The following is a 22917-nucleotide window of genomic DNA, read 5'->3' as shown; positions in this document are numbered from 1 at the left end:
CGGCCTGCCGTTGACGCCGGCGTCCGCGGCAGGGGGCTGCCGCGGACGCCGCGCCCGGCCCTACCAGACGACCCGGTCGACGGTGTCGTTCAGCAGGACCGGCTCCTCCAGGTGCTGGCCGGGGAACAGCGGGCGGGTGCGGCCGCTCTGCTCGTCGATCAGCACAGCGACGCCTGCCGTGCGGTTCACCCAGGACGAGACGTTGTCGGCGGCGGTGGGGCCGCCGTGCCCGGGCATGGGCAGCCAGCGCAGGTCGATGGCGTAGCCGGCGCCGATCCCGTACGCCGGGCCGGAGAAGCCGTAGTCGCGGTAGAGGCACAGCGTGCCGGGCGGACACGGCTCGCCGTCGCCGAGCTGGATCACGCCCGGAGGCAGCGGCGCGGCGGCGGCGGGCGGCGCGGCGGGCAGGGCGGTGACGCCGGCGAGGGCCACGGTGGCGGCGGTGACGGTCAGGGCGCGGGCGAGTGCGGTGCTCAGGGACGGCAAGATGCCTCCTCGGGAGGGCGGTTCGATGCTGACGCCCCACACTCTCGTACACGAACAGCGACGAGATAACTACTCAGAGTGATGTATTGCCGTGGCTCTCAGGTGACGGACGACCCACCGCCATGACCTGCGGAAACGTTGTAGGCTCCGGGCTTCACGGCGCCCGCTGCAGCTCCTGCATGCGGCGGATCTCCGCCGCCTGGGTGACGCTGACGTCGCTCGCCAGTTCCTCGATCCGGATGTGCTTCCCGCCGCCCAGCACCTGCTCGGACATCTTGATCGCCCCGAGGTGGTGGTTGATCATGAGCTGCAGGAACATCTGGTCGAAGTCCTGGCCCGTGGCCGCCTTGAGCGCCTCCATCTGCTCCGGCGTGGCCATTCCCGGCATGCCCTCGTGCGCCGCGTGATGCTCGGGCACCTTCTGCTCCTGCTCCCGCAGCCACGAGGTCATGAACTGGATCTCCGGGCCCTGCGCGGCCTTGATGCGGTCGGCCAGGCTCTTGAGCTTCGCGGACTCGGCGCGGCTGGGGGCCAGTAGGGCCATGTCCATGGCCTGCCGGTGGTGCACGATCATGTCCTGGACGTACGTGATGTCCGCCGCGTTGGGCGTCTCGGAGGGTACGGCGGTGGCGGCCTCGCTCGGGGAGAGCGTTCTGGCCTGCTCGCCCGGACGGCCCGGCGCGATCACGGGGGCGGTCGAGCCGGCCCGTGGAGCCTGGGGCGCCGTACTGGAGGTGCAGCCGGTGAGGACGACGAGCAGGCTCGCGAACACGATGAGCGCAGCGCGCACCCAACCTCCTGACTGACTCGGTTCAGAATGCGCACTCTAGGTGATAAGCCCGCCGAAGAAAAGAGGGCGAACCGTGACAAAAATTGACACGTTGGACGCTGGTCACGGAAGCGAAGAAAGGTGAGGATTGCCTAGATTTATGCTCCCTTTATCGGAGGTTCCCGCGTGTTCACCCCCCGCAGGGCTCTCATCCTGCTCGCGGCGCTCGTCGCGATGTCCGGCGTCATCGCGCCGGCGCAGGCTGCGGACATCCCGGCTCCCGGCGAGATCGTCATGAGCCCGAACATCAAGCACGTCACCAATGTGCCCAAACCCGAGGCTCTGGCCGACATCCACACGGACATGGCCTTCCAGGGCGACTACGCCTACGTGGGCAACTACTACGGCTTCTCGATCTACGACATCAGGAACCCCAAGCGAACGTCCCTGGTCAGCTCGGTGGTCTGCCCCGGCGGCCAGATGGACGTGTCGGTGTACGGCAACCTGCTGTTCGGGTCCGTCGACTCCTCGCGCAACAACGACTCGTGCAGCAGCACTGGGCAGAGCGCCACGATCAAGGAATCGTGGGAGGGCATCCGCATCTTCGACGTCTCGAACAAGGCCAACCCGACGTACGTCAAGGCGGTCGAGACGAACTGCGGCTCGCACACGCACACGCTCGTGCCCGACCGCAGGCGGCAGAACGTCTACATCTACATCTCCTCCTACAGCCCGAGCGCCACGTACCCGGACTGCCAGCCGCCGCACGACCTCATCACCATCGTGAAGGTCCCGCTGCGCAACCCGGCGGCGGCCTCGGTCATCGCCACGCCGAACCTCTTCCCCGACGGCGGCTTCCCCGGCGTGCCGGGCCAGTACCCCGACGGCAAGTCGGCCACCACAGGCTGCCACGACATCACGGCCTACCCGGAGAAGGGCATCGCCGCGGGCGCCTGCATGGGTGAGGGCGTGCTGCTCGACATCCGCAACCCCGAGCAGCCCAGGGTCACCGCCACCGTCCGGGACGAGACGAACTTCGCCTTCTGGCACTCGGCGACGTTCAACAACGAAGGCACGAAGGTCATCTTCACCGACGAGCTCGGCGGCGGCACCAGGGCCACCTGCAACGAGGCCATCGGGTCCGTCAAGGGCGCGAACGCCTACTACGACCTGGTCAACGGGCAGTTCGTGTTCAAGGGCTACTTCAAGATCCCGCGGCACCAGGCCGACACCGAGAACTGCGTGGCCCACAACGGCTCGCTGATCCCGGTCAAGGGCCGCGACATCATGGTGCAGGCGTGGTACCAGGGCGGCATCTCGGTGGTCGACTTCACCGACTCCGCGCACCCGCAGGAGATCGCCTACTTCGAGCGCGGCCCCGACAACACCGCGCCGGCGCTCAGCGGCGGCTTCTGGTCCGCCTACTACTACAACGGCTACATCTACGGCTCCGACTTCAACCTCGGCCTCGATGTGCTGAAGCTCAACGACTGGCGTACGAACAAGGCCAACGGCGTCAAGATGCGCTCGCTGAACGCGCAGACGCAGGAGTCGTACCCCGAACGAGGCCACGGCCACGGTGACGGCCACGGTGACGGTCACGACGGCGGCCACCACTGACAGACCCCAGCGGCGGGGGCGCCCGGAAGGAGCCCTCGCCGCTCAGGCTTTTCCCGCCACAGTTCCCGAGTAATGCAATCAAGGAGGCTCCCGAGTGTTCCCATTTCGCCGCTCGATCGTCGTGGCGGCGGCGGCCACAGCGTTAGCGCTGGCGGGCATGCCCGCGTCGGCCGCCGACATCCCGCCCCCCGACGCCGTGGTCACCAGCCCGAACGTGACCCACGTGCTGAACATCCCCAAGCCGGCCCCGATCGCCGCCACCATCAACACCGACATCGCCTTCCAGGGCGACTACGCCTACGTCGGCAACTACGGCGGCTTCTCGATCTACGACATCAGGAACCCCAAGCGGGCCAGGGCCGTCAGCTCGGTCGTCTGCCCCGGCTCCCAGATGGACGTCAGCGTCTACGGCAACCTGCTGTTCACCGCCGTCGACTCCTCGCGCAACAACGACTCGTGCAGCAGCACCGGGCAGAGCGCCACGATCAAGGAATCGTGGGAGGGCGTCCGTATCTTCGACGTCTCCGACAAGGCGAACCCGCGCTACATCAAGTCCGTCGAGACCAACTGCGGCTCCCACACCCTGACCCTGGTGCCGGGCAAGGGCCGCGACAAGAACAAGAACGTCTACCTCTACGTCTCGTCGTACCTGCCGCAGGCGGACTTCCCCGACTGCCAGCCGCCGCACGACAAGATCTCGATCATCAAGGTGCCGCTGCGGAACCCGACCGCGGCCGCGGTTGCCTCCACCCCGATCGTCTTCCCCGACGGCGGCAACGAGACCCAGCCGGGCCTGCTGATTCCGACCACCGGCTGCCACGACATCACCGTCTACGCCGAGAAGGACATCGCGGCGGGCGCGTGCATGGGTGACGGCGTGCTGTTCGACATCCGCGACCGGCTGAACCCGAGGGTCACGGCCAGGACCACGGACCCGAACTTCGCGTTCTGGCACTCGGCCACGTTCACGAACGACGCCAGGAAGGTCGTCTTCACCGACGAGCTCGGCGGCGGCGGAGCGGCCACCTGCAACGAGGCGACGGGGCCGAACCGCGGCGCGGACGCGATCTACGAGATCGTCCGCGGCAAGCTCGTGTTCAAGAGCTACTTCAAGATCCCGCGCTACCAGGCCGACAGCGAGAACTGCGTCGCGCACAACGGCTCCCTGATCCCGGTCAAGGGCCGCGACATCATGGTTCAGGCCTGGTACATGGGCGGGCTGTCGATCTGGGACTTCACCGACGCCTCGCGGCCGAGGGAGATCGGCTACTTCGAGCGCGGTCCCCGCTCGGACGGCAGCGGCGGCGGCATCTGGTCCGCCTACTACTACAACGGTTACATCTACGGCGCCGACTTCAACGAGGGGCTCGACGTCATCAAGATCGACGACCGGCTCACCGACGGCGCCAGGCACGTTCGTACCGACAGGTTGAACGTCCAGACGCAGGAGTCGTTCCCCGGCGGTGGCCACGGTGGTGGGCACGGCGGCTGGTGAGGTGACCGCTCGTCCGCCCTCTGACCGCGCTCACTGAGGCGGTGCGAACCCGCCCGGAGTCGCCCTCGGCGGCTCCGGTGCGGGTGCGGGCGACGCCGGCTGCGGCGGGGGATACCCGGCAGGCGGCCCCTGCGGCGAAGGCGCCTGAGGCCCGTACGGCCCGGAGGGCGGCGCATACGGCCCGGAGGGCGGCGCATACGGCCCTGGCCCGTACGGCCCGGAAGGCGCGTACGGCCCTGGAGGAGGGCTCTGGGGCGGTGGGGCGGTGCCCATCCGCTGGGCGAAGCGCACCTGCTCCCTGCGCCGCCGCTCGGCGAGCACGGCGCTCAGGTACGCGTGCGGCGGCACCCCGGCGGGCGCGGACGGCGAGACGAACGCCGCCACCTGGGTCGCGATCCGCACCCCCATCTCGTGCTGGACCTGCGGCGACAGCTGGTGCCATCGCGCCAGGTACTGTCTGGCGGCCTGCGCGGCGTCGTCCGGCAACTGGGAGAGCTCCAGCGAGGTCGCCCAGTGGGCCAGGTCCGGCGGCATCGCGATGAGCTGGCCCGACTCGCGCGGCGCCCGGTCGGAGATCACGATGGTGCCGGCGAACACGTCGCCGAGCCGCTTGCCCCGCTGCGAGACCAGCGACGCGATCAGCGCGGGCGCTCCGGCCAGCAGCCAGAACTCCAGCATCCCGGCCAGCCCGCGGAACAACGCCTGACGGAAGCGCACGGGACTGCCGTCGTCGCCGACCACCCGCAGCCCGAGCGCCAGCTTGCCGAGGCTGCGCCCCCTGGACAGGGTCTCGAAGATCACCGGATAGCCGACCAGGACCAGCACCGTCAGCAGGATCATGACGGCGGCGTACATGGCGAAGTCGGTGACCCCCGCGAACGCACCTAAGATCGCGTTGATCGCGACCAGGATGACGAACTGCGTGGCCAGATCGATGATGATCGCCAGCGCGCGGGAGGGCATCTGGGCCACCCGCACCTCGACGACGACCGCGTCGCCGGTCACAACCTCTGACATATGTGGAGCCTAACGGCTCTGCCCCCGTGATTGAGCGGCCAGAATGTTCGGGTGGACATCGATGCGTTCGTCACAGCACACCGCCCCGTGTGGGATCGGCTCGACCACCTGGTCAAGAACCGGTCCTCGCTGACCGGCGACGAGGTGGACGAACTGGTCGAGCTCTACCAGCGGGTGTCCACGCATCTGTCCATCGTCCGCTCCGCCGAGCAGGACCCGATGGTGGTCGGCCGGCTGTCCGCGCTGGTGGCCAGGGCCAGGTCCGCGGTCACCGGGGCCCACACCCCGGCCTGGCGGGAGCTGGCGCGCTTCTTCACGGTGTCGTTCCCCGTGGTGGCCTACCGGGCGCGGTGGTGGTGGCTGGCCAGCGCGCTGGCCTTCCTCGCGGTCGCGTTCGCGATGGGCGCGTGGGTGGCGGCCAACCCCGACGTCCAGGCGACGATCGCCAGCCCCGACGAGATCACCCAGCTGGTCAACGAGGACTTCGCCGACTACTACTCCGAGCACCCGGCCGCCTCCTTCGCCAACCGCGTCTGGATCAACAACACCTGGGTCTCGGCCCAGATGATCATGTACTCGGTGGTGCTCGGGCTGCCGATCCCGTTCGCGCTCTACTCCAACGCCGCGAACGTCGCCGTCTCCGGCGGGCTGATGGCCTCCAGGGACAAGCTCGACATCTTCTTCGGCCTGATCCTGCCGCACGGGCTCCTGGAGCTGACCGCCGTCTTCCTGGCCGCCGCCGTGGGCCTGCGTCTCGGCTGGACGGTCATCGACCCAGGCCCCCGCAGGCGTGTCGAGGCGCTGGCGGAGAACGGCCGGGCGGTGATGAGCGTGGCGCTGGGGCTGGTCGTGGTGCTGTTCGTGTCGGGGCTGATCGAGGCGTTCGTGACCCCGTCGGGGCTGCCCACGTGGGCGCGCGTGGGCATCGGGGTGCTCGCCGAGGCGGTCTTCCTCACGTACGTGATCGTCTTCGGGCGGCGAGCGCTGCGGCAGAACGAGACCGGCGACATCGAACGCGCCCCCGACGTCGCCCCATCAGCCGGATAGGGCCGGGTCAGAGGCGGCCGGCCGCCTTGAGCGCCAGGTAGGCGTCCGCCAGCGCCGGCGCGATCTCCTCCGGCGGCGCGTCCACGACCTCCACGCCGTGCCGCCGCAGCCTGGCCGTGATCCGCCTGCGCCCGAGCTGCGCCTGCTCGGCCGCCGCCGCGTCGTACACCTCCTCGACCGACCCCCTGCGGCCCGCCATGGCCGCCACCCGCGGATCGGACACGCCGGCCACCAGCACCAGGTGCCGCGAGGACAGCTGCGCCAGCACCGGCATGAGCCCCTCGTCCATGGCCGCCGAGTTGAGGTCGGTGAGCAGCACGACCAGGCAGCGCCGCTTGGCCCGCGACAGGATGGCCGCCACCATGCCCTGCGCGTCGGCCTCGATCAGCTCCGCCTCGATCGGCGCCATCGCGTTGACCAGCATCGACAGCAGCTCGGTGCGTGACGCGCCGCTCAGCCAGGCGCGCACGGCGCGGTCGTAGGCGAGGAAGTCGACCTGGTCGCCGGCCCTGGCCGCCAGCGCGGCCAGCAGCAGCGCCGCGTCCATCGACCAGTCCAGGCGCGGCCAGCCGGGCGCGGGCCGGGAATCGGGGGGCGCGAGCAGGCCGGTGTTCGCCTCCGTCCCCGCCATGGGGACGGGCGCGTCGCCCACCCGGCCCGCCGAGGTGCGGCCGGTGTCGAGCACGATCAGCACGCGGCGGTCGCGTTCGGGGCGCCAGGTGCGCACGACGACGTCGTGGCGGCGCGCGGTGGCCCGCCAGTCGATCGAGCGCACGTCGTCGCCCACGACGTACTCGCGCAGCGAGTCGAACTCGGTGCCCTGCCCGCGCACCAGCGCCGGATGTTGCCCGTCGAGCTCGCGCAGCCTGGCCAGCCTGGACGGCAGGTGCTTGCGCGACAGGAACGGCGGCAGCACCCGTACCGTCCACGGGGCCCGGTGGCTGCCCTGGCGCGCGGCCAGGCCCAGCGGCCCGACGGAGCGCACGGTCACGGCCACGGACGAGCGGTCGCCGCGCCTGGTCGGGGTGAGCGTCACGACGATCCTGCGGCGCTCGCCGCTCAGCACGTCCAGCTCGGCCTCACGTGGCGTGGCGCCCGCCGACGGCGGCCAGGCGTCCCTGAGCAGGCCGCGTACGCGCCGCTTGCCCGGGTTCTCGACCACCAGCTCCACCGTCGCCTGGCCGCCCAGCCTGACCAGGGTCTCGCCTGAGCGGTGCAGCCGCAGCGGGCGCACGGCCCCGGCGAACGCCAGATCGACCACGATCCCCGAGGCCAGCAGCAGGCACACCCCGGCCAGCGCGGCGCCGGGACGCGGCGCGAACAGCACCACGACGATCCCGGCCAGCGCGATCAGCCCGGTACGTCCGGTCAGCGCCATCGGCCCCACCCGCCCTGTCGGCCCGCCCGCTCGGTCAGCTCGTTCGCGGGCATCAGCGGCACCAGTCCATTCGGCTCGTCCCCAGGCATCAGCGCGGGACCGGGACCGAGGCGAGGATGCCGTCGAGCAGGCCGTCGGCGGTCGCCCCCTCCAGCTCGGCCTCGGGCCGCAACTGCACCCGGTGCCGCAGCGCCGGCCTGGCCAGCGCCTTCACGTCGTCGGGCGTCACGTACGGCCGCCCGGACAGCCACGCCCACGCCCGCGCCGCGGCCAGCAGCGCCGTGGCGCCGCGCGGCGAGACGCCGAGCTGCAGCGAAGGGGAGCTCCTGGTCGCGCGGGCCACGTCCACGACGTAGCCGAGCACCTCGGGCGCCACCCGCACCTGCGCGACCGCCTCCCGCCCCGCCGCCAGGTCGGCGGCCGTGGCCACGGCCTTGACCTCCGACAGGTCGCGCGGGTCGAAGCCGAGCGCGTGCCGCTCCAGCACCGAGATCTCCTGCTCGCGCGGCGGCAGCGGCACCGTCAGCTTGACCAGGAAACGGTCGAGCTGGGCCTCGGGCAGCTGGTAGGTGCCCTCGTACTCGACCGGGTTCTGCGTCGCGCACACCATGAACGGGTTCGGCAGGAGCCTGGCCGTGCCCTCCACGCTGACCTGCCGCTCCTCCATCGCCTCCAGGAGCGCCGCCTGCGTCTTCGGCGGGGTGCGGTTGATCTCGTCGGCGAGCAGCAGGTTCGTGAACACCGGCCCCTCGCGGAACTCGAACTCCGCCGTGCGCGTGTCGTAGATCAGCGACCCCGTCACGTCGCCCGGCATCAGGTCGGGCGTGAACTGCACCCGCTTGAAGTCCAGGGACAGCGCCGCCGCCAGCGTCCGCACCATCAGCGTCTTGGCCACGCCAGGCACGCCTTCGAGCAGCACGTGCCCTCCGCACAGCAGCCCGATGACCAGCCCCGTCACCACCGCGTCCTGGCCGACCACGGCCTTGGACACCTCGGCCCGCAGCGCGCCCAGCGCCTCTCTGGCCGAGTCGCCCGAGGCCGTCACCCGGTATGCATCCTCAGAGTTCACTCAACTGCCTTTCGATGAGGTCGAGATATCCGGCCAGCGCGACGAGCCCCGCGTCGTCGGGCGGGGGCGGGCCGTAGAGCGCGGCGCCGACCTGGTGGGCGTCCTGTCCGGTACGGGCGGCGATGGCCGCGACGACCTCGTGCTGCCCGGCGTTCGACCCGAGCCCGAGCCTGGGCGCGAGCCGGTCGATCGTGCCCGCCCGCAGCGACGCGGCCGCCCGGCCCCTGGCCCGCCTGGCCCGGTAGAGCCGGCCACGGCCCTCGACGGTCTCGGCCGCCCTGACGACGACGGGCAGCTTCTCCGTCACCACGGGCCCGAGCCGCCTGCCCCGCCAGAACGCGGCGACGGCCACGGCGATGATCGCCATGTAGACGGCCCAGCGGATGCTCTCCGGCATCAGGTCTTCCATCGACTTGCCGCCCTCGCCGGGCAGGTCCACGGCGGGCGGGGTGGCCGGGCGTACCAGCCACAGGACGCTCTTGCCCGTCTGGAACAGGTTGATCGCCAGCGCCGCGTTGCCGTCCTCGGCCAGGCGCTGGTTGCTCATGAAGCTCCCGTCGGCGACCACCGTGGTGAAGCCGGCGTCGCGCTGGAAGCGGACGAGGAGATGCCCGTCCTCGACAGGGAAGCAGCCGATCGTGCCGGTGGGGCCGTTCATCGCGAGCCCTCCGATGTGCACGCTGCCGGCCGCCGCGGCGGCCGGCAGGCCGCATTCGGGCTCGCGGGAACGGGCGCGGTTGTCGCCCGGCTCGACCCGCACCCCCGGAGCCAGCACCTCCAGGTACGGCAGCGGGCCGACGACGAGGCGGTCACCCGGGATCCTGGCCAGGCGCTCCTCGTCGAAGTACGTGATGTCGGTGACGACCAGCAGCTTGTCTCCGGCGGCGGCCTTCTCCTCCGCCGCCTCCATCGAGTCGACCCGCTCGATGGGGACGCCCCGGTCGCGCAGGATCTCGGCCAGGGCCCTGGAGCCGGCCAGGGAGGTGTCGCCGGGGTCGAGCGGACGGGACTCGCCGCGGCTGGGGCTGAGCAGGACGCCGATCACGGCGATGAGCACGACCAGCACGCCGAGCAGCACGATCAGGCGGCCGGAGCGCCAGACGGAGCGGGCGGTGGGGGAGGTCGAGGAGGAGCCCCGCCCGTCCGCACCTGGCGGCGGGGCCGGCGGCGTCGGCGCGGTCGCGGGGCCGGCCGGAGGCGGTGCTCCGGCGTCGGCAGGACGCGCGAAGATGCTCATCCCGCCCCGCCCCCCGTCCCACCGGCCGCGGGCGTGGAGCCCCCGCCGGGTCCGCTTGCGGGGCTTTCGCCCGTGGAGCCTCCGCCGGACCCGCCCGCGAGGCTTTCGCCCGTGGCGTGTCCGAGCTGGGCGCCCGCTGTCGCGAGCGGGGCCGGGCGGGCCTGGCGCAGGCGGTCGTCGAGGCTCGCCATCCGCTCGTACGCCTCCCGCGTCCCCAAGACCCCGCCATACGTCACGTCGTCGAACGACCGGGCGGCCGCCGCCAGTTCCCCGGCGAAGCCGGGCAGCGACCACGCCGCCTCGTTGGCGAGTTCGTGGGCCGTGCGCCCCGGCATGCCGTCCACGATCGCCCGCTCCTCCAGGTCGCGGGCGATGGCCCTGAGCCGCTCCTGGACCGCCTCCGTCCAGGCGCCCTCGGCGGCCAGCCGCTCGGCCGCCCGCCGGTGGTCGGCCGCGTTCATCGTCCGGCCGCCGAACAGCCCGCTCGTGCCGGGCGCCCGCTGCCGGGCGGTCCTGCGCAGCCGCCAGGTGATCAGCGTCATCACCCCGAGCAGGATCGCCACGATCAGCGCCGCGGCGATGATCCCGCCCGCCGAGCCGCCCCCGCCGACCGCGTCGACGAGGTCACCGAGGAACTGCGTCACCCGCCGGTGGATCAGGTCGAACAGCGATTCGTGCTCGTAGCCGGGATCGAGGAGCTCCCGCGCGGCCCTGCCCGCGGCCTCCCCCCTGTCGACCGGGTTCACGACCCGGCGGAGTTGGACGGGTGCCAGAGCTCGTCGGCCGAGGCGTGCACCCAGCCCTGGCGCTGCTGCTCGATGGCGGCCGTCTGCAGCACGAGGTCGAACGCCTCACTGCGCATGCGCCGGTCGGCGTACAGCAGGCCGGAGACGCCGGCCTCGAACGGGTAGGTGAACATCGACCCGAGCGTGGCGCCGATCGTGATCAGCACCGCGGAGACCACGGTCGTGGCCGCCGAGCCCGCGCCGAACATGCCGAACATGGTGCCGGCCAGCGTGAACGGCACCGTCAGGATGCTCGCCACCAGGCCCACGAGCAGGGACGTGAGCAGCAGGATGCCGAAGCACCGCCAGAAGTCGCCGCTGACCAGGTGCCACGAGCGGCGCATGGCGTCGAGCGGCCCCCTGCCCTCCAGCACCACGGCGGGGGAGGCAAGGGCGAAGCGGGTCCTGAAGTACAGGTAGTAGGCGAGGTAGACGATGACGAACAGGATCGACACCAGGGCGATCCAGCCGGCGTCCGAGCTGGAGGCGTTGGCCGCGAGCGCCACGATGAGCCCGACGAAGACGATCAGCGGCACCAGCATGATGACGGCCATCAGGCCCACCACGCCGAACAACGCGGGCACCCGGCCCTTGACCAGCCGCCACGCCTCGCCGGCGGTGATGTTGCCGCCGAAGACGGCCCGGCCGAGTATGCGGGTCAGCACGCCGGTCAGCAGCGTCACCACGACGAACTGGATGGCGTACGAGATGATCGAGCCGATGTATTGCCCGGCGACGCCGTAGATGGTGGTGAGCTCGCTCTCGGCGGTGCTCACGCTGCCGGGGTCGGACAGTATGCCGCTCATGGAGTTGAGCACGAACACCTGGCCGATGGCCAGCGGCACGGCGGCGAGCAGGGCGGCCACGGCCGACAGCCCGAGCACGGCCTTGGGATTGGACCGGATCAGCTTGATCGTGCCGTCGAGGATGTCGCCGAGGCCGAGCGGGCGCAGCGGGATGATCCCCGGGCGCAGGGCCGGCGCATGGGGGCCGTAGCCGGGGGCCGGATGCGGGCCCCAGCCCTGCGGGGGCTGCTGGTGCGGCTGGTTCGGCTGGTTCGGATAGTTCGGCTGGTTCGGTTGGTTCGATTGGTTCGGTTGGGGCGGATGCGGCGGATACGGTGTCTGGGGTCCGAGCGCGTCGGGCCGCTGTTGCTGCGGCGTGTCCCCGTACGGCTGCCCGTAGGGCACCTGCTGCTGCGGCTGAGCGCTGGGCGCGGTCCACGGCGAGGCCGGCGGGGCGCTGTAGGGCGGGGGCTGTTCGGCCGACCAGCCTGATGGCGTCTCGGGCGTGGGACCGTGACCGTCTGACATATCCCAATCCTGGCACGCTGGGCGGGGCATTGGTGTCGCGGGAAGGATTCGCGATGTCATCTTGACGGCATTCACCGACGAATCCGGGCAAGGTTCGCGTCCGGGGATGGCCGAAAGTCGCTGTGTTACCGCAGACTGAGATTGCGGTCGCGGGGGCGGACCTAAAATTCGCCTTTTGCACGGCTCAGGTCACACTCATGGGCCGACCAAGGGTAACCTTCAGCGATCGTGCGGGTATGTCCCACAATGCGTAGAACGAATGAGGGGCCATGAAAGGTCGCGTGCTGGTCGTCGACGACGACGCCGCTCTCGCCGAGATGCTGGGGATCGTGCTGCGAGGGGAAGGCTTCGAGCCGTCATTTGTGTCCGACGGCGACAAGGCCCTCGACGCGTTCCGGGATACACGCCCGGACCTGGTGCTGCTCGATTTGATGCTGCCGGGGGCCGACGGCATCGACGTCGCGCGGAGGATCAGGGCGGAGTCGGGGGTTCCCATCGTCATGCTCACGGCCAAGAGCGACACGATCGACATCGTGCTCGGTCTGGAGTCGGGCGCCGACGACTACATCGTCAAGCCGTTCAAGCCGAAGGAGCTGGTGGCCAGGGTGCGGGCGCGGCTGCGCCGCACTGATGAGCCGACGCCGGAGATCCTGCAGATCGGCGACATCACCATCGACGTGGCCGGCCACTCGGTCAAGCGCGGCGAGGAGACCATCAACCTCACGCCCCTGGAGTTCGACCTGCTGGTGGCGCTGGCCCGCAAGCCGCGCCAGGTGTTCACCCGCGAGGTCCTGCTCGAACAGGTGTGGGGCTACCGCCACGCGGCCGACACGCGGCTGGTCAACGTGCACGTGCAGCGGCTCAGGGCCAAGATCGAGAAGGACCCCGAGCACCCCGAGATCGTGGTGACGGTACGCGGCGTCGGCTACAAAGCCGGCCCCGCCTAACCCTCGTAGCGCCCTGCCATGCCCCCGACCAGGAAGAAGAGAACTCGCCGACGCACACTCCGTCAGATTCTCGGAGGCGTTCGCCGGCGGGTTCGCCGTGCGGCGGGCAGGACGCGCAGCATCTGGCGGCGCTCGCTGCACCTCCAGGTGGTCACCAGCACGCTCGTGATCTCGGTGATCGTGGTCGTGGTGCTCGGGACGTTCCTGTTCCAGCAGATCAACAACTCGGTCGTACAGAGCAGCCAGCAGTCCTCCTCCGGCGAGGCGACCGCCGACCGGCTGCGCATCGCCGACGCGCTGGCCCCCGAGACCGACGATCCGGCCAAGGCGGCCGACGGCGGCGAGAAGGGGGCGGCCGACCCGCTCGACGACGTCATGGACACCATCACCGGCTCCCGCGACGACGCCTCGGAGAAGCGCTACGAGGTGCTGGTGCTCAACCTGACCAACCCCGGCAAGTCGCGGGCGTCCAACAGCGTCGAGCCCGCCAACGTGCCGGTGGGGCTCCGGCTCAGCCTGCAGCGCAACATCCGCGAGTACAAGTACGACAAGACCGTCGGGTTCATCCAGTCGATCAGGCTCGCGGGCGAGAGCCAGCCGCAGCTGCGGTTCGTGGTCGGCGGCATCGTCCACGTGCTCCCGACCGGCGAGAACTACGAGGTCTACCACTTCTTCCCGTTCAACGAGGAAGAAGAGCTGCTGACCAACGTCAGGCTCGCCATCGTCGTGGTCGGCCTGGGGCTCGTGCTGCTGCTGGCCGCCATCGCCTATCTCGTCGCCCGCCAGGTCGTCAGCCCCGTGCGGCTGGCGCGCGAGGCCGCCGAGCGGCTGGCCGCCGGCAAACTCGACGAACGACTCAAAGTACGCGGCGAGGACGACCTGGCCCGGCTGGCGAACTCGTTCAACGAAATGGCCGCCAACCTGGCGCTCAAGATCCACCAGCTTGAGGAGCTGTCGCAGGTCCAGCGGCAGTTCGTCTCCGACGTCTCGCACGAGCTGCGCACGCCGCTCACGACCGTCCGCATGGCCGCCGACCTGCTCTACGACGCCCGCGAGGACTTCGACCCCATGGCATCCCGCTCGGCCGAGCTCATGCAGGCGCAGCTGGAGCGGTTCGAGTCCATGCTGACCGACCTGCTGGAGATCAGCCGCTACGACGCGGGCGCGGCCACGCTCGACCTCGACTCCGTGGACGTCCGCGACGTGGTGCTGCGGGCGATCGGCGACTCCGAGGCGCTGGCCGAACGCCACACCACCCGCTTCGAGCTGCGGCTGCCCAACGAGCCGTGCATGGCCGAGATCGACAACCGGCGGGTCGAGCGGATCCTGCGCAACCTGCTGTTCAACGCCATCGAGCACGGCGAGGGCAGGGACGTCGTGGTTACCGTGGGGGCCGACAGGGACGCGGTGGCCGTCGCCGTACGCGACCACGGCATCGGGCTCAAGGCCGGCGAGGACACGATGGTGTTCGACCGGTTCTGGCGGGCCGACCCGTCGCGGGCCAGGACCATCGGCGGCACCGGGCTCGGCCTCGCGATCTCCCGCGAGGACGCCACCCTGCACGGCGGCTGGCTGCAGGCATGGGGGCAGCCCGGCGAGGGCTCCCAGTTCAGGCTGACCCTGCCCAGGGTCGCCGGATCCGACCTGAAGGGCTCGCCGCTGTCGCTGGTGCCGCCCGAGATCGAGATGCGCCGCACCTGGCGCACCGCCATGACGCCCGTGCTGCTGCCCGCCTCGGGAGACGGTGCCGCGTTCGATGGCGCTGGATACGACAGGGCCGGATATGACGAGGATTAGGCGGCTCGGCACGGCGGTCGCGCTCGCGGTCACGGTGGCCTGGGCGGGCTCCGGCTGCACCGTGATCCCCGTGAGCGGCCCGTACACCGTCAACGACCAGGGCGCGGGCGATCCGCTCAGCAAGCCGTTCCACCGCATGATCGCCATCAAGCCGCAGCCCAACTGGGGCATCGACGAGACCATGCGCGGCCTCCAGGCCGCCATGGCCGCCTACGCGGACGACCCGTCGATCCTGCTCAGCTACCTCACCCCCGAGGCGCGCGCCAAGTGGAGCGCCGGCGGGCCCGTGACGGTGGTCGAGGACGCGATCGACGTCGTCCCGCCGCCGCCGCGCGAGGCCACCGACCCGGTGCTCAAGGTCGTGCTCAAGGGCAAGTACGTCGCCCGCATCGACGAGGACGACACCTACACGCCCACCGGCGGGTCGTGGGAGCAGCCGTTCGACCTGGTCAAGGCGCCCCAGGGCGGTTACCTGGTCAAGAGCCTGCCGCAGGGGCTCGTGCTCACCAGGGCCGACGTGCGGCGCGCGTACCGTCCGACCACCCTCTACTACCTCAACCGCAGCCTCCAGGACCGGCTGGTCGTCGACCGGGTGCGGCTGCGGCTGAAGACGACCGAGTCGTTCGCGCAGACCGTGCTCGAACGGCTGCTCAAGCCGCCGACCGCGACCCTGAAGGACGCGGTGACCACCAGCCTCCCCGAGGGCACCAGGATCGAGTCGATCAGGTCGGGCGAGGGCGGCGAGCGCGTCGTGGTCAACCTGTCGGGCCCGCTCGACCTCAGCTCCAGAGACGCGCTCAGGGCCCAGATCAAGTACAGCCTGAACGCGAACGACGTCGCCAAGGGCCGCACGATCGAGATCCAGACGAACGGCGAGCCGTACACCACCGCCCTGCCCAACACCGACGAGAGCTGGCTGGACGACAGCGGCAAGACCGCCTACTACGTGACCAAGGGCGCGATCCACTACCTGAGCAAGGACGGCCCGGGCGGCGTCGTGGCCGGCGCGGCGGGAGAGCAGCGCGACGGCTACAGCGACTTCGCCGTCTCCAAGGAGGAGAACGGCAACTCCCTCGTCGCCGCCAGGACCTCCACCGGCATCTCGGTGGCGGCGATGGTGCCGCAGGGGCGCTGGCAGGAGGTCATCCACGGCAAGGGCGACGACTTCACCGCGCCGACCTGGCATCGTGACGGCTCCCTGTGGACCTACGACAGGAAGAACTCCGTGCTGCTGCGGTACGACCCCTCCAGCGGACGCGGGGCCGAGCCGGTCGAGGCGCCCAACCTGGCCGGGCTCGACGTCACCAGGCTGCGCATCGCCAGGGACGGCGTGCGCGTCATGGTGATGACCGGGCGCAACACCGTCCAGATCAGCGCGCTGACCGGGGAGGGACCGCAGATGAAGCTGGGCAACCTGCGCGCGCTGACCGCCACGAACGAGGCCGACAAGATCATCGACGTGGCGTGGGGGGACGAGGAGCACCTGCTCGTCCTCGTGCAGAGCCAGGCCGGGCACATCCTCACCGAGATCAACGTGGGCGACGGGGAGAGCACCGGGGTGCCGCTGACCGAGCGGCTCAGGTCGGTGGCGGCACTGGGGGACCGGGTGCTGGCGGAGACCGACAAGGGGGCCAAGCTGCTCGAACTCGGCCAGGACCGGCAGACCTGGACCCCCAAGATCGACTCCGACGCGGGCGCACCGCTGTTCCCTCTCGGCTGATTTCTGCTCCTGCGCTGTTCCTGAGGCTGGAACTGTCGGTGGCGGCGGGCATGCTGGGCCGCGTGCTCAGCGCCGTACTGGATCTCATCCTCCCCTCCTCCTGCGCCGGCTGCGGCGCCCAGGGGGCGTCGTGCTGCCCCCGCTGCTTCGACGCTCTGACCGCCGTGCCCGTCAGGCGGATGCCCGACCCGGTCCCGCCCGGGCTGCCCGACTGCTGGTCGGCGGCTCGTTATGAGGGGGCGGTGCGCCGGCTGGTGGTGGCGTACAAGGAGCGGGGCGCCGTGGTGCTGGCGGCAGTCCTGGCGCAGGCGCTGACCCACACGGTCCTGGCGGCCGTACGCGAGGGATGGCACCGACCAGATGGGAGGTGGGCGGATGGAGGGCTCGTGGTCGTGCCGGTGCCCAGCGCGCGGCGGAGCCGCAGGGGCAGGGGGCACGACCACGTGGGCAGGCTGGCCGGGCTCGTCGCCGGGCGGTTGCGGGAGGCCGGGCTGGCGACCGAGGCGTGGCGAGGGCTGCGGCAGACCGGCCGGGTGGCCGATCAGGCGGGCCTGAGCGGCCCTGAGAGGGTCGCCAACCTCGCCGGGTCACTCCAGGTCGTTCCGGCCGCGAGCGGCCCTCCAGGGGCCTTTGCGCTGCTCGTGGACGACATTGTCACGACCGGCGCCACCCTCGCCGAGGCCGCGAGGGCACTGCGGTCGTCGGGCCTGCGCGTGCCGCTGGCGGTGACCGTCGGAGCGACACGCCGAAGATCTCAAATCAATTACGGTGACGGTCGGTAAAGAAAGATCCAATTCGTGCCTCTAACCGGAAGGTGAGATGTCGCTACCCCCCGTGCTGTGGTATAGCAGCTCAGCGTATGGGAGGCCCGTGCCGATAGGGGTTGCCGATCGGTTAAACAGGGCGCCGGAAGGCGCTCTCCGGCCCGCCGAATCTCACGCTAAGTGATCTGTCGTCCGATCCTCCGGCTGACATTCGTGCTGGATACGGATAGCGTTCTGACATGGCACCCGTTCGGGTCCGTGGTTGCGCAGGGTCGGGGTTCCCGGCTCTGCTAGCCGATGCCAGCCGCAGGCAAAACGGTCCACGTAAGGCGACTCTTTGTCGACCGATCACGGTGCGGCTTAGGGGTAAGTCCTGCCTTCCCGGGGGTCCAGATGTCCCCCGCCAGAAGAGAAGGGCAGTAGTGGCAACAGAGCTGCGAGACCCTCAGCAGGCGAATGTGGGGTCGAAGACCAGGTCGGCCGGGCGGGTGCCTTCCGAGTTCCCGGTGATGCCTAGTCGGAAGAGGGTAACGGTGACAGGAAGGCAGACAGAGAACCTCGTCCGGCACGCACGTCGTCGGGCGCTCTCGCTCAGTCGTTAGACCGAAGGGGGGCTGTTGCATGGACATCATCGTCAAGGGCCGGCACACAGGAGTGAGTGACCGGTTCCGAGACCACGTGACGACCAAGCTGGCCAGGATCGAACGTCTGGACAACAAACTCATCCGAGTCGATGTGGAGGTGTCGAAGGAACGCAACCCGCGCCTTGCCGGACAGCGAGAGCGGGTCGAGCTCACCATTCACTCGCGAGGACCGGCCATTCGCGCCGAAGCCTCGGCCGACGACCGGTTCGCAGCCCTCGACCTCGCACTCGACAAGCTGGAAGGCCGCCTCAGGCGCCTGGCCGATCGGCGCAAGGTTCACCACGGCAACCACTGCCCACCCTCGGTGGCGGAGATCACCGCGACCCTTCCCGACACCGCCGACCTGGCCCAGGCCAAACAGACGACCGTCCCCAAGCAGCCCGACGCCGAGGACGACGAACTGCGGGAGAAGCGCGACCAGCTCTACGACGACATCGTCCCCATCGAGATGGACGGCGACGGGCCGCTCATCGTACGGGAGAAGTACCACCGGGCCGAGCCCATGACCATCGACCAGGCCCTCCTCGAGATGGAACTGGTCGGACACGACTTCTATCTGTTCCGTGACAAGGAGAGCGGCCAGCCGTGCGTCGTCTACAACAGACGCGGGTACAACTACGGCGTGTTGCGGCTCGTAGAGCCCTGATCGCGCGCTAAAAGATCTTCTCGACCACCCGAGAACCGCGGGTACGTGCCATCATGGCGGTTCAACGGCTCTGGCCCCCCGACGAGGAGGAGACGTGAGCGAGCTCAGTCAGGCGCAGATGAGCGAGCGAAGCGAGGGAAAGGCAGGCGCGAGGCGGATCGTCGCCAGTCGGACCGAGGTCGCGAGGCGGATCAGGGAGGCCTGGTGACCGAGTCCGGCGAGGTCCGTACGCCGGCGGGCGAGCCGATCCGCGTGTTGATCGTCGACGATCACGAGCTGATCAGGCGCAGCCTGGCGCTGGCGCTGGCCGCGGAGCCAGACATCGAGGTGGTCGGTGAGGCGAGCGACGGGCAGGAGGCGGTCGAACTGGCCGATCGCCTCATGCCTGACGTCGCCCTCATGGATGTCCGCATGCCCCGGCAGGACGGGATCGAGGCGACGAAGGGCATCAAGGCCTCGGTCCCGAGCACCCGCATCATCATGCTGACGGTCAGCGACGAGGAAGAAGACCTCTTCGAGGCCATCAAGGCGGGCGCCACCGGCTACCTGCTCAAGGACGTCCAGATCAACGACGTACCCGCCGCGGTGCGGGGCGTCCACGAGGGACAGTCGTTAATCAACCCGGCGATGGCGGCCAAGCTCATCAGCGAGTTCGCCAACATGAGCCGCAAGGAGGCCGAGCGCCCGCCCCAACTCCCCGTCCCCCGGCTGACCGAGCGGGAGATGGAGGTGCTGCGCCTCGTGGCCAAGGGGATGAACAACCGCGAGATCGCCAAGCAGTTGTTCATCTCGGAGAACACGGTGAAGAACCACGTCCGCAACATCCTCGACAAGCTGCAACTGCATTCGAGGATGGAGGCCGTGGTTTACGCGGTACGGGAACGAATGCTCGAAATCACCTGACCTGGCCGGGCTGGAAATCGCGCCACAGCCCGCCACAACAAAAGCATCCAACCGCCATCCGGCCAGAACCACTTTCCACCCCTGGCCAAGGTCGCCCCCGCCCCAACGCCGGCTGCCCCGGCCGCGATCAGGCCCCCACGTCGGCTGAGCCGACCGCGATCACGCTCCGACGCCGGCTGAGGCGACACAACCAAAGCCTCCTGGGCTGTGACGTCGGCGGGCCCGCACACGACGCGGTCCCAATGTCGGCTACCCCGGGCCGCGATCAGGCTCCGACATCGGCCGAGGCGCCACAACCAGGCTTCCAGGGCTCCAACGCCGGCGAGCCCGCACGCGACCTGGCCCCAACACCGGCCGAGCCGAAGGCGACCAGGCTTCGACGTTGACCGTCTGGGGCGCCGACCGTGAGGGGGCTCCAACAGGCCCACCCTCGTGTCGCCCGCCATACGCCGCGTTGCCCACCGCGCTCAGCCCTGGAGGGACGCCGCGCTCGCGATGGCGACCAGTCCTCGGTCCAGGCGGAGACGGACGCGCACAGGACTGGTGTAGGCCGAGACGGAGGCGAATCATCCTGCGCCGACCGTTGCGCGCCGCATCGTCCTGCGCCGCGTTGGAGCGATGAACCGTGCCCCGCTCTGCGTTCGGACCTTCACCCTCCGCTCGGCGTTCAGACGTTCGCGCCCCACGCCGCTCTCGAACGTCCTCCTCGCCTCCGCTCGGGTGTCCGGGAGCCCCGGGCGGACAGGTGAAGTCGGGGCTGGGGTCAGGGGGTTCTGGGCGAGTTGAGGGCTGAGAGCAGGTCCGGGGAGTCGGTGCGTTCGACGCGTACGGCGTCGCAGCCCACCCACTCGGCTGCTGACCACAGAGCTTCTCTTAAGGCGTCGGTCCACTTGGCGGGGGAGAGGCCGGGTTCCAGGCTGAGTTGCCTGGCCACCAGTGTGGAGCCTTCGCGGGCCGGGTCGACGCGGCCGATCAGCCGGCCCCCGGCCAGCACCGGCATCGTGAAGTAGCCGTGTACGCGCTTGTGCTTGGGCACGTACAGCTCCAGCGTGTAGTTGAAGCCGAACACCCGCTCCGTGCGGCCCCGATGCCAGATGAGCGAGTCGAACGGTGACACGAGCGTCGTACGGTGACGCCCGCGCGGCTCCGACTCCAGGGCCGCCGGGTCGGCCCAGGCGTTGGCCTGGCCCTTCTTGCCCGGCCAGCCGGCCACGGTCACGGGCACCAGGCCGGCCGCGCCGCTCAGCAGGACCTCGTCCAGGATCGCCGCGTAACGGCCCTTGAGGCGCAGGTAGTCGATGAGGTCGGTGCGGTTGGCCACGCCCAGCGAACGGCCCGCGATCGCGGCCAGGCGGACGATGCACTCCTCGTCGGACAGGTCTTCGGCCAGCAGCTCCGCCGGGACGACACGCTCGGCCAGGTCGTAGACGCGGCGCCAGCCGACCCGGCGGGTGCAGACCAGTTCGCCGATGTCGAGCAGCCACTCCAGGCCGATCTTGGAGTCGGACCAGTCCCACCACGGGCCGCCGTTCTTCGCGCCGCCCACGTCGGAGGTTGTCAGCGGGCCCGACTCGCGCACCTGGTCGAGCAGCTTCTCGACGCCGTCGGGGACCTGGTGCCAGCGCTGGCGCCTGTCACGGAACGCCTGGCGGCGGAACGCGTAGAGCGGCCAGTGCTCGATGGGCAGGATGCAGGCGGCGTGACACCAGTATTCGAAGCTCTGGGCCGGATTGTGCCAGTAGGCGCGCTCGATCTTGGGACGGCCGACCGCGCCCAGCCGCGCATAGGCGACCAGTTCGTGCGAACGGGCCAGGACCGAGATCGTGTCGAGTTGCACGGCGCCCAGCCTGCGCAGCATGGCATGCACTCCGCCCTTGCGGACGTCGGCGCCGATGAAGCCCTGCGAGCGGAGGATGATCCGGCGCGCCTCGTCAGCGGTCAGATCCGTGAGCCCACCCAGGGCAGGGGAGGCGGTCCTGCCGGTCTCGACGTTGCGACTGATCCCCCCGGTCGGGCTGGGGCTGCTGGGGTCGCTGGTCCGGCCGCTCCCACCGGTAACGCTGCTTGCGCCGCCCGCGTCGATCCCGTCGGTCCCGCCCGTTACGCTGGTCGCGCCGATCACATCGCTCATGGCTGGCCGTCCATACGGAAGTGCATGCGTGAAATCTAGCGGCGGGCACCGACAGAATCGGACCGGGTGGGTGACGGCCCACAGGGCGGTGCGGTTTTTCCGTCCGCTTCTCCGTTGGCTTGGTGGCTCGCTCAGGCCCGGCGAGGTGCGGGGTTAATCTGGCCCCCATCTGCGGGAGCTCGCCCGACGTGCGGAGATGGTGCGGCGTGTGGTGCCCCATGTGCCCCTGTGCGGGATGGCGCGGTGGGCAGGGGCTTGTTCAGCGCGCGGGATGGCGCGGTGGGTAGGGACTCGTTCAGCGCGCGGGATGGGACGGTGTGGCGGAAGCGCGCGAAATGGCACGGTTTGCGGGAGCTGTCCAAATGCGTGGGGACAGCCCGAGGGGGCCGGCCCTATGTGCGGTGGTGGCGGCCTGATGTGTGCGGGGGTAGCCCGATGCGCCGGAGACTCCCCAAATGCGGTGCAGTGGTGGCGGTGATGTGCGCGGGGCGGCTCGATGTGTGTTGGAGAGTCGTCCCATGCGCCGTGATGGCCCGCTTCGCGGGGGCTCGCCCATTTCGGGGTGATGGCCCGATGGGCGGAAATGGGCGCCATGCGTGGATCGCGGTGGGCTGATACCCATGCGGGGCTGATCCCTGTGCGTGGGCTGACCCCGTGCGTTGGACGTGCACTGTGGGGCCGACCCCGGGTATCCGCCCACCCCCGCATGTGGGGCTGGTCTCCATGCTTGGACCTGGTCCCCAGTGCGCCGCCCCCACACGTGGGGCTTCCTAGAGCGTGGTGGCGGGCGGCCCGAAGGAGGGGCGCCCGCCGGGGCCGGTGGCTGGAGCGGGTCTGGGTGGCGGTGGGGGTCAGCGGTGGTCTTCGGCGCGCATGCCCACCCGCGGCGCGTCGATCACGACATCGGTGAAGATGTCGAAGACCAGGGCGAGGATTCCGCCGACGACGAACACGCCGGCGCCGATCCAGACGAGTGTCCAGTTGGCCGCCGTCAGCCCGAAGCCGGCGACGACCGTTCCCACCAGCATCACCGTCACCGCGAGCCACGAAGAGGCCCGCCCGCCGTGGCTGCCGAGATGCTCCGTCTGCTCCGACTTCTTCCCCTCAACCATGACTAATCCTTCCTTTGCCGGTTATCGCGCTATTGGT

At 70.4% G+C, this 22917-nt stretch carries 19 protein-coding genes; 9 read left to right on the top strand and 10 right to left on the bottom strand.

Annotated features, from left to right (window positions below):
* Window positions 1-60: 60 nt before the first annotated feature.
* Complete coding sequence (locus AB0C27_RS23205; RefSeq protein ID WP_357847171.1) at window positions 61-486, bottom strand: peptidase inhibitor family I36 protein; 426 nt, start codon at window positions 484-486, stop codon at window positions 61-63.
* 154 nt (window positions 487-640) lie between these two features.
* Window positions 641-1276, bottom strand: coding sequence for a DUF305 domain-containing protein (locus AB0C27_RS23200; RefSeq protein ID WP_357847168.1), 636 nt, complete (start codon window positions 1274-1276; stop codon window positions 641-643).
* 165 nt (window positions 1277-1441) lie between these two features.
* Between AB0C27_RS23200 and AB0C27_RS23195 the strand changes: the two genes are divergently transcribed.
* Window positions 1442-2875: a hypothetical protein gene (locus AB0C27_RS23195; RefSeq protein ID WP_357847165.1), complete on the top strand. Its 1434-nt coding sequence runs from the start codon at window positions 1442-1444 to the stop codon at window positions 2873-2875.
* A 94-nt stretch (window positions 2876-2969) separates the two neighbouring features.
* Window positions 2970-4370: a hypothetical protein gene (locus AB0C27_RS23190; protein ID WP_357847162.1), complete on the top strand. Its 1401-nt coding sequence runs from the start codon at window positions 2970-2972 to the stop codon at window positions 4368-4370.
* A 30-nt stretch (window positions 4371-4400) separates the two neighbouring features.
* On the opposite strand, the gene AB0C27_RS23185 is transcribed toward AB0C27_RS23190, so the two are convergent.
* Window positions 4401-5387, bottom strand: a complete 987-nt coding sequence (locus AB0C27_RS23185) for an RDD family protein (RefSeq protein ID WP_357847159.1) — start codon at window positions 5385-5387, stop codon at window positions 4401-4403.
* 51 nt (window positions 5388-5438) lie between these two features.
* Between AB0C27_RS23185 and AB0C27_RS23180 the strand changes: the two genes are divergently transcribed.
* Window positions 5439-6434 carry a stage II sporulation protein M gene (locus tag AB0C27_RS23180; RefSeq protein WP_357847156.1) on the top strand — a complete coding sequence of 332 codons (996 nt, stop codon included), beginning with the start codon at window positions 5439-5441 and terminating at the stop codon, window positions 6432-6434.
* 7 nt (window positions 6435-6441) lie between these two features.
* Here AB0C27_RS23180 and AB0C27_RS23175 read toward each other — a convergent pair whose 3' ends face one another.
* The 5 genes from AB0C27_RS23175 to AB0C27_RS23155 form a co-directional block, all read right to left on the bottom strand.
* Window positions 6442-7812 (bottom strand): DUF58 domain-containing protein, encoded by a 1371-nt coding sequence (locus tag AB0C27_RS23175; protein WP_357847153.1) that lies wholly within the window; start codon window positions 7810-7812, stop codon window positions 6442-6444.
* An 88-nt stretch (window positions 7813-7900) separates the two neighbouring features.
* The gene (locus AB0C27_RS23170) at window positions 7901-8881 is read right to left on the bottom strand and encodes a MoxR family ATPase (protein ID WP_357847150.1); all 981 of its coding nucleotides are present in this window, start codon (window positions 8879-8881) and stop codon (window positions 7901-7903) included.
* Window positions 8871-10118 (bottom strand): DUF4350 domain-containing protein, encoded by a 1248-nt coding sequence (locus AB0C27_RS23165; protein WP_357847147.1) that lies wholly within the window; start codon window positions 10116-10118, stop codon window positions 8871-8873. The genes AB0C27_RS23170 and AB0C27_RS23165 overlap by 11 nt, the downstream gene beginning before the upstream one ends.
* Entirely contained in the window at window positions 10115-10864 is a 750-nt protein-coding gene (locus tag AB0C27_RS23160) for a DUF4129 domain-containing protein (protein WP_357847144.1), read from the bottom strand. Before AB0C27_RS23160 ends, AB0C27_RS23165 begins: the two co-directional genes overlap by 4 nt.
* Complete coding sequence (locus tag AB0C27_RS23155) at window positions 10861-12216, bottom strand: glycerophosphoryl diester phosphodiesterase membrane domain-containing protein (protein ID WP_357847141.1); 1356 nt, start codon at window positions 12214-12216, stop codon at window positions 10861-10863. Before AB0C27_RS23155 ends, AB0C27_RS23160 begins: the two co-directional genes overlap by 4 nt.
* 269 nt (window positions 12217-12485) lie before the next feature.
* Here AB0C27_RS23155 and mtrA point away from each other — a divergent pair, with 269 nt between their 5' ends.
* From mtrA to AB0C27_RS23125, 6 genes are all read left to right on the top strand, one after another.
* Window positions 12486-13163: an MtrAB system response regulator MtrA gene (gene mtrA / locus AB0C27_RS23150; protein WP_106236674.1), complete on the top strand. Its 678-nt coding sequence runs from the start codon at window positions 12486-12488 to the stop codon at window positions 13161-13163.
* An 18-nt stretch (window positions 13164-13181) separates the two neighbouring features.
* Window positions 13182-14960 (top strand): MtrAB system histidine kinase MtrB, encoded by a 1779-nt coding sequence (gene mtrB / locus AB0C27_RS23145; RefSeq protein ID WP_357847136.1) that lies wholly within the window; start codon window positions 13182-13184, stop codon window positions 14958-14960.
* A complete protein-coding gene (locus tag AB0C27_RS23140) occupies window positions 14947-16680 on the top strand; it encodes an LpqB family beta-propeller domain-containing protein (protein WP_357847133.1) in 1734 nt (577 codons plus the stop codon). The genes mtrB and AB0C27_RS23140 overlap by 14 nt, the downstream gene beginning before the upstream one ends.
* A 62-nt stretch (window positions 16681-16742) precedes the next feature.
* A complete protein-coding gene (locus tag AB0C27_RS23135; RefSeq protein WP_357847129.1) occupies window positions 16743-17462 on the top strand; it encodes a phosphoribosyltransferase family protein in 720 nt (239 codons plus the stop codon).
* Between the two features lie 603 nt (window positions 17463-18065).
* Window positions 18066-18734: a ribosome-associated translation inhibitor RaiA gene (raiA, locus tag AB0C27_RS23130; RefSeq protein WP_357847126.1), complete on the top strand. Its 669-nt coding sequence runs from the start codon at window positions 18066-18068 to the stop codon at window positions 18732-18734.
* 204 nt (window positions 18735-18938) lie between these two features.
* A complete protein-coding gene (locus tag AB0C27_RS23125; protein WP_357847123.1) occupies window positions 18939-19637 on the top strand; it encodes a response regulator transcription factor in 699 nt (232 codons plus the stop codon).
* Window positions 19638-20400: 763 nt separating this feature from the next.
* Here AB0C27_RS23125 and AB0C27_RS23120 read toward each other — a convergent pair.
* Together AB0C27_RS23120 and AB0C27_RS23115 are read right to left on the bottom strand one after the other, a co-directional pair.
* Complete coding sequence (locus tag AB0C27_RS23120; protein ID WP_357847120.1) at window positions 20401-21768, bottom strand: crosslink repair DNA glycosylase YcaQ family protein; 1368 nt, start codon at window positions 21766-21768, stop codon at window positions 20401-20403.
* An 851-nt stretch (window positions 21769-22619) separates the two neighbouring features.
* Entirely contained in the window at window positions 22620-22880 is a 261-nt protein-coding gene (locus AB0C27_RS23115) for an HGxxPAAW family protein (RefSeq protein ID WP_346102535.1), read from the bottom strand.
* Between the last annotated feature and the right edge of the window lie 37 nt (window positions 22881-22917).

The sequence above is a fragment of the Nonomuraea sp. NPDC048882 genome, from assembly GCF_040649755.1.
Lineage (GTDB): Bacteria > Actinomycetota > Actinomycetes > Streptosporangiales > Streptosporangiaceae > Nonomuraea > Nonomuraea maheshkhaliensis.
The sequence above is the reverse complement of the archived record's forward strand: the minus strand, read 5'-3'. Positions and strand labels throughout refer to the sequence as shown.

What these genes read in the sequence shown, in the direction of transcription:
- AB0C27_RS23140 (WP_357847133.1), top strand. Translation starts at nt 14,947, where the DNA reads ATGACGAGGATTAGGCGGCTCGGCACGGCGGTCGCGCTCGCGGTCACG.
- mtrA (WP_106236674.1), top strand. Translation starts at nt 12,486, where the DNA reads ATGAAAGGTCGCGTGCTGGTCGTCGACGACGACGCCGCTCTCGCCGAG.
- mtrB (WP_357847136.1), top strand. Translation starts at nt 13,182, where the DNA reads ATGCCCCCGACCAGGAAGAAGAGAACTCGCCGACGCACACTCCGTCAG.
- AB0C27_RS23185 (WP_357847159.1), bottom strand. Translation starts at nt 5,387, where the DNA reads ATGTCAGAGGTTGTGACCGGCGACGCGGTCGTCGTCGAGGTGCGGGTG.
- AB0C27_RS23165 (WP_357847147.1), bottom strand. Translation starts at nt 10,118, where the DNA reads ATGAGCATCTTCGCGCGTCCTGCCGACGCCGGAGCACCGCCTCCGGCC.
- AB0C27_RS23115 (WP_346102535.1), bottom strand. Translation starts at nt 22,880, where the DNA reads ATGGTTGAGGGGAAGAAGTCGGAGCAGACGGAGCATCTCGGCAGCCAC.
- AB0C27_RS23155 (WP_357847141.1), bottom strand. Translation starts at nt 12,216, where the DNA reads ATGTCAGACGGTCACGGTCCCACGCCCGAGACGCCATCAGGCTGGTCG.
- AB0C27_RS23120 (WP_357847120.1), bottom strand. Translation starts at nt 21,768, where the DNA reads ATGAGCGATGTGATCGGCGCGACCAGCGTAACGGGCGGGACCGACGGG.
- raiA (WP_357847126.1), top strand. Translation starts at nt 18,066, where the DNA reads ATGGACATCATCGTCAAGGGCCGGCACACAGGAGTGAGTGACCGGTTC.
- AB0C27_RS23175 (WP_357847153.1), bottom strand. Translation starts at nt 7,812, where the DNA reads ATGGCGCTGACCGGACGTACCGGGCTGATCGCGCTGGCCGGGATCGTC.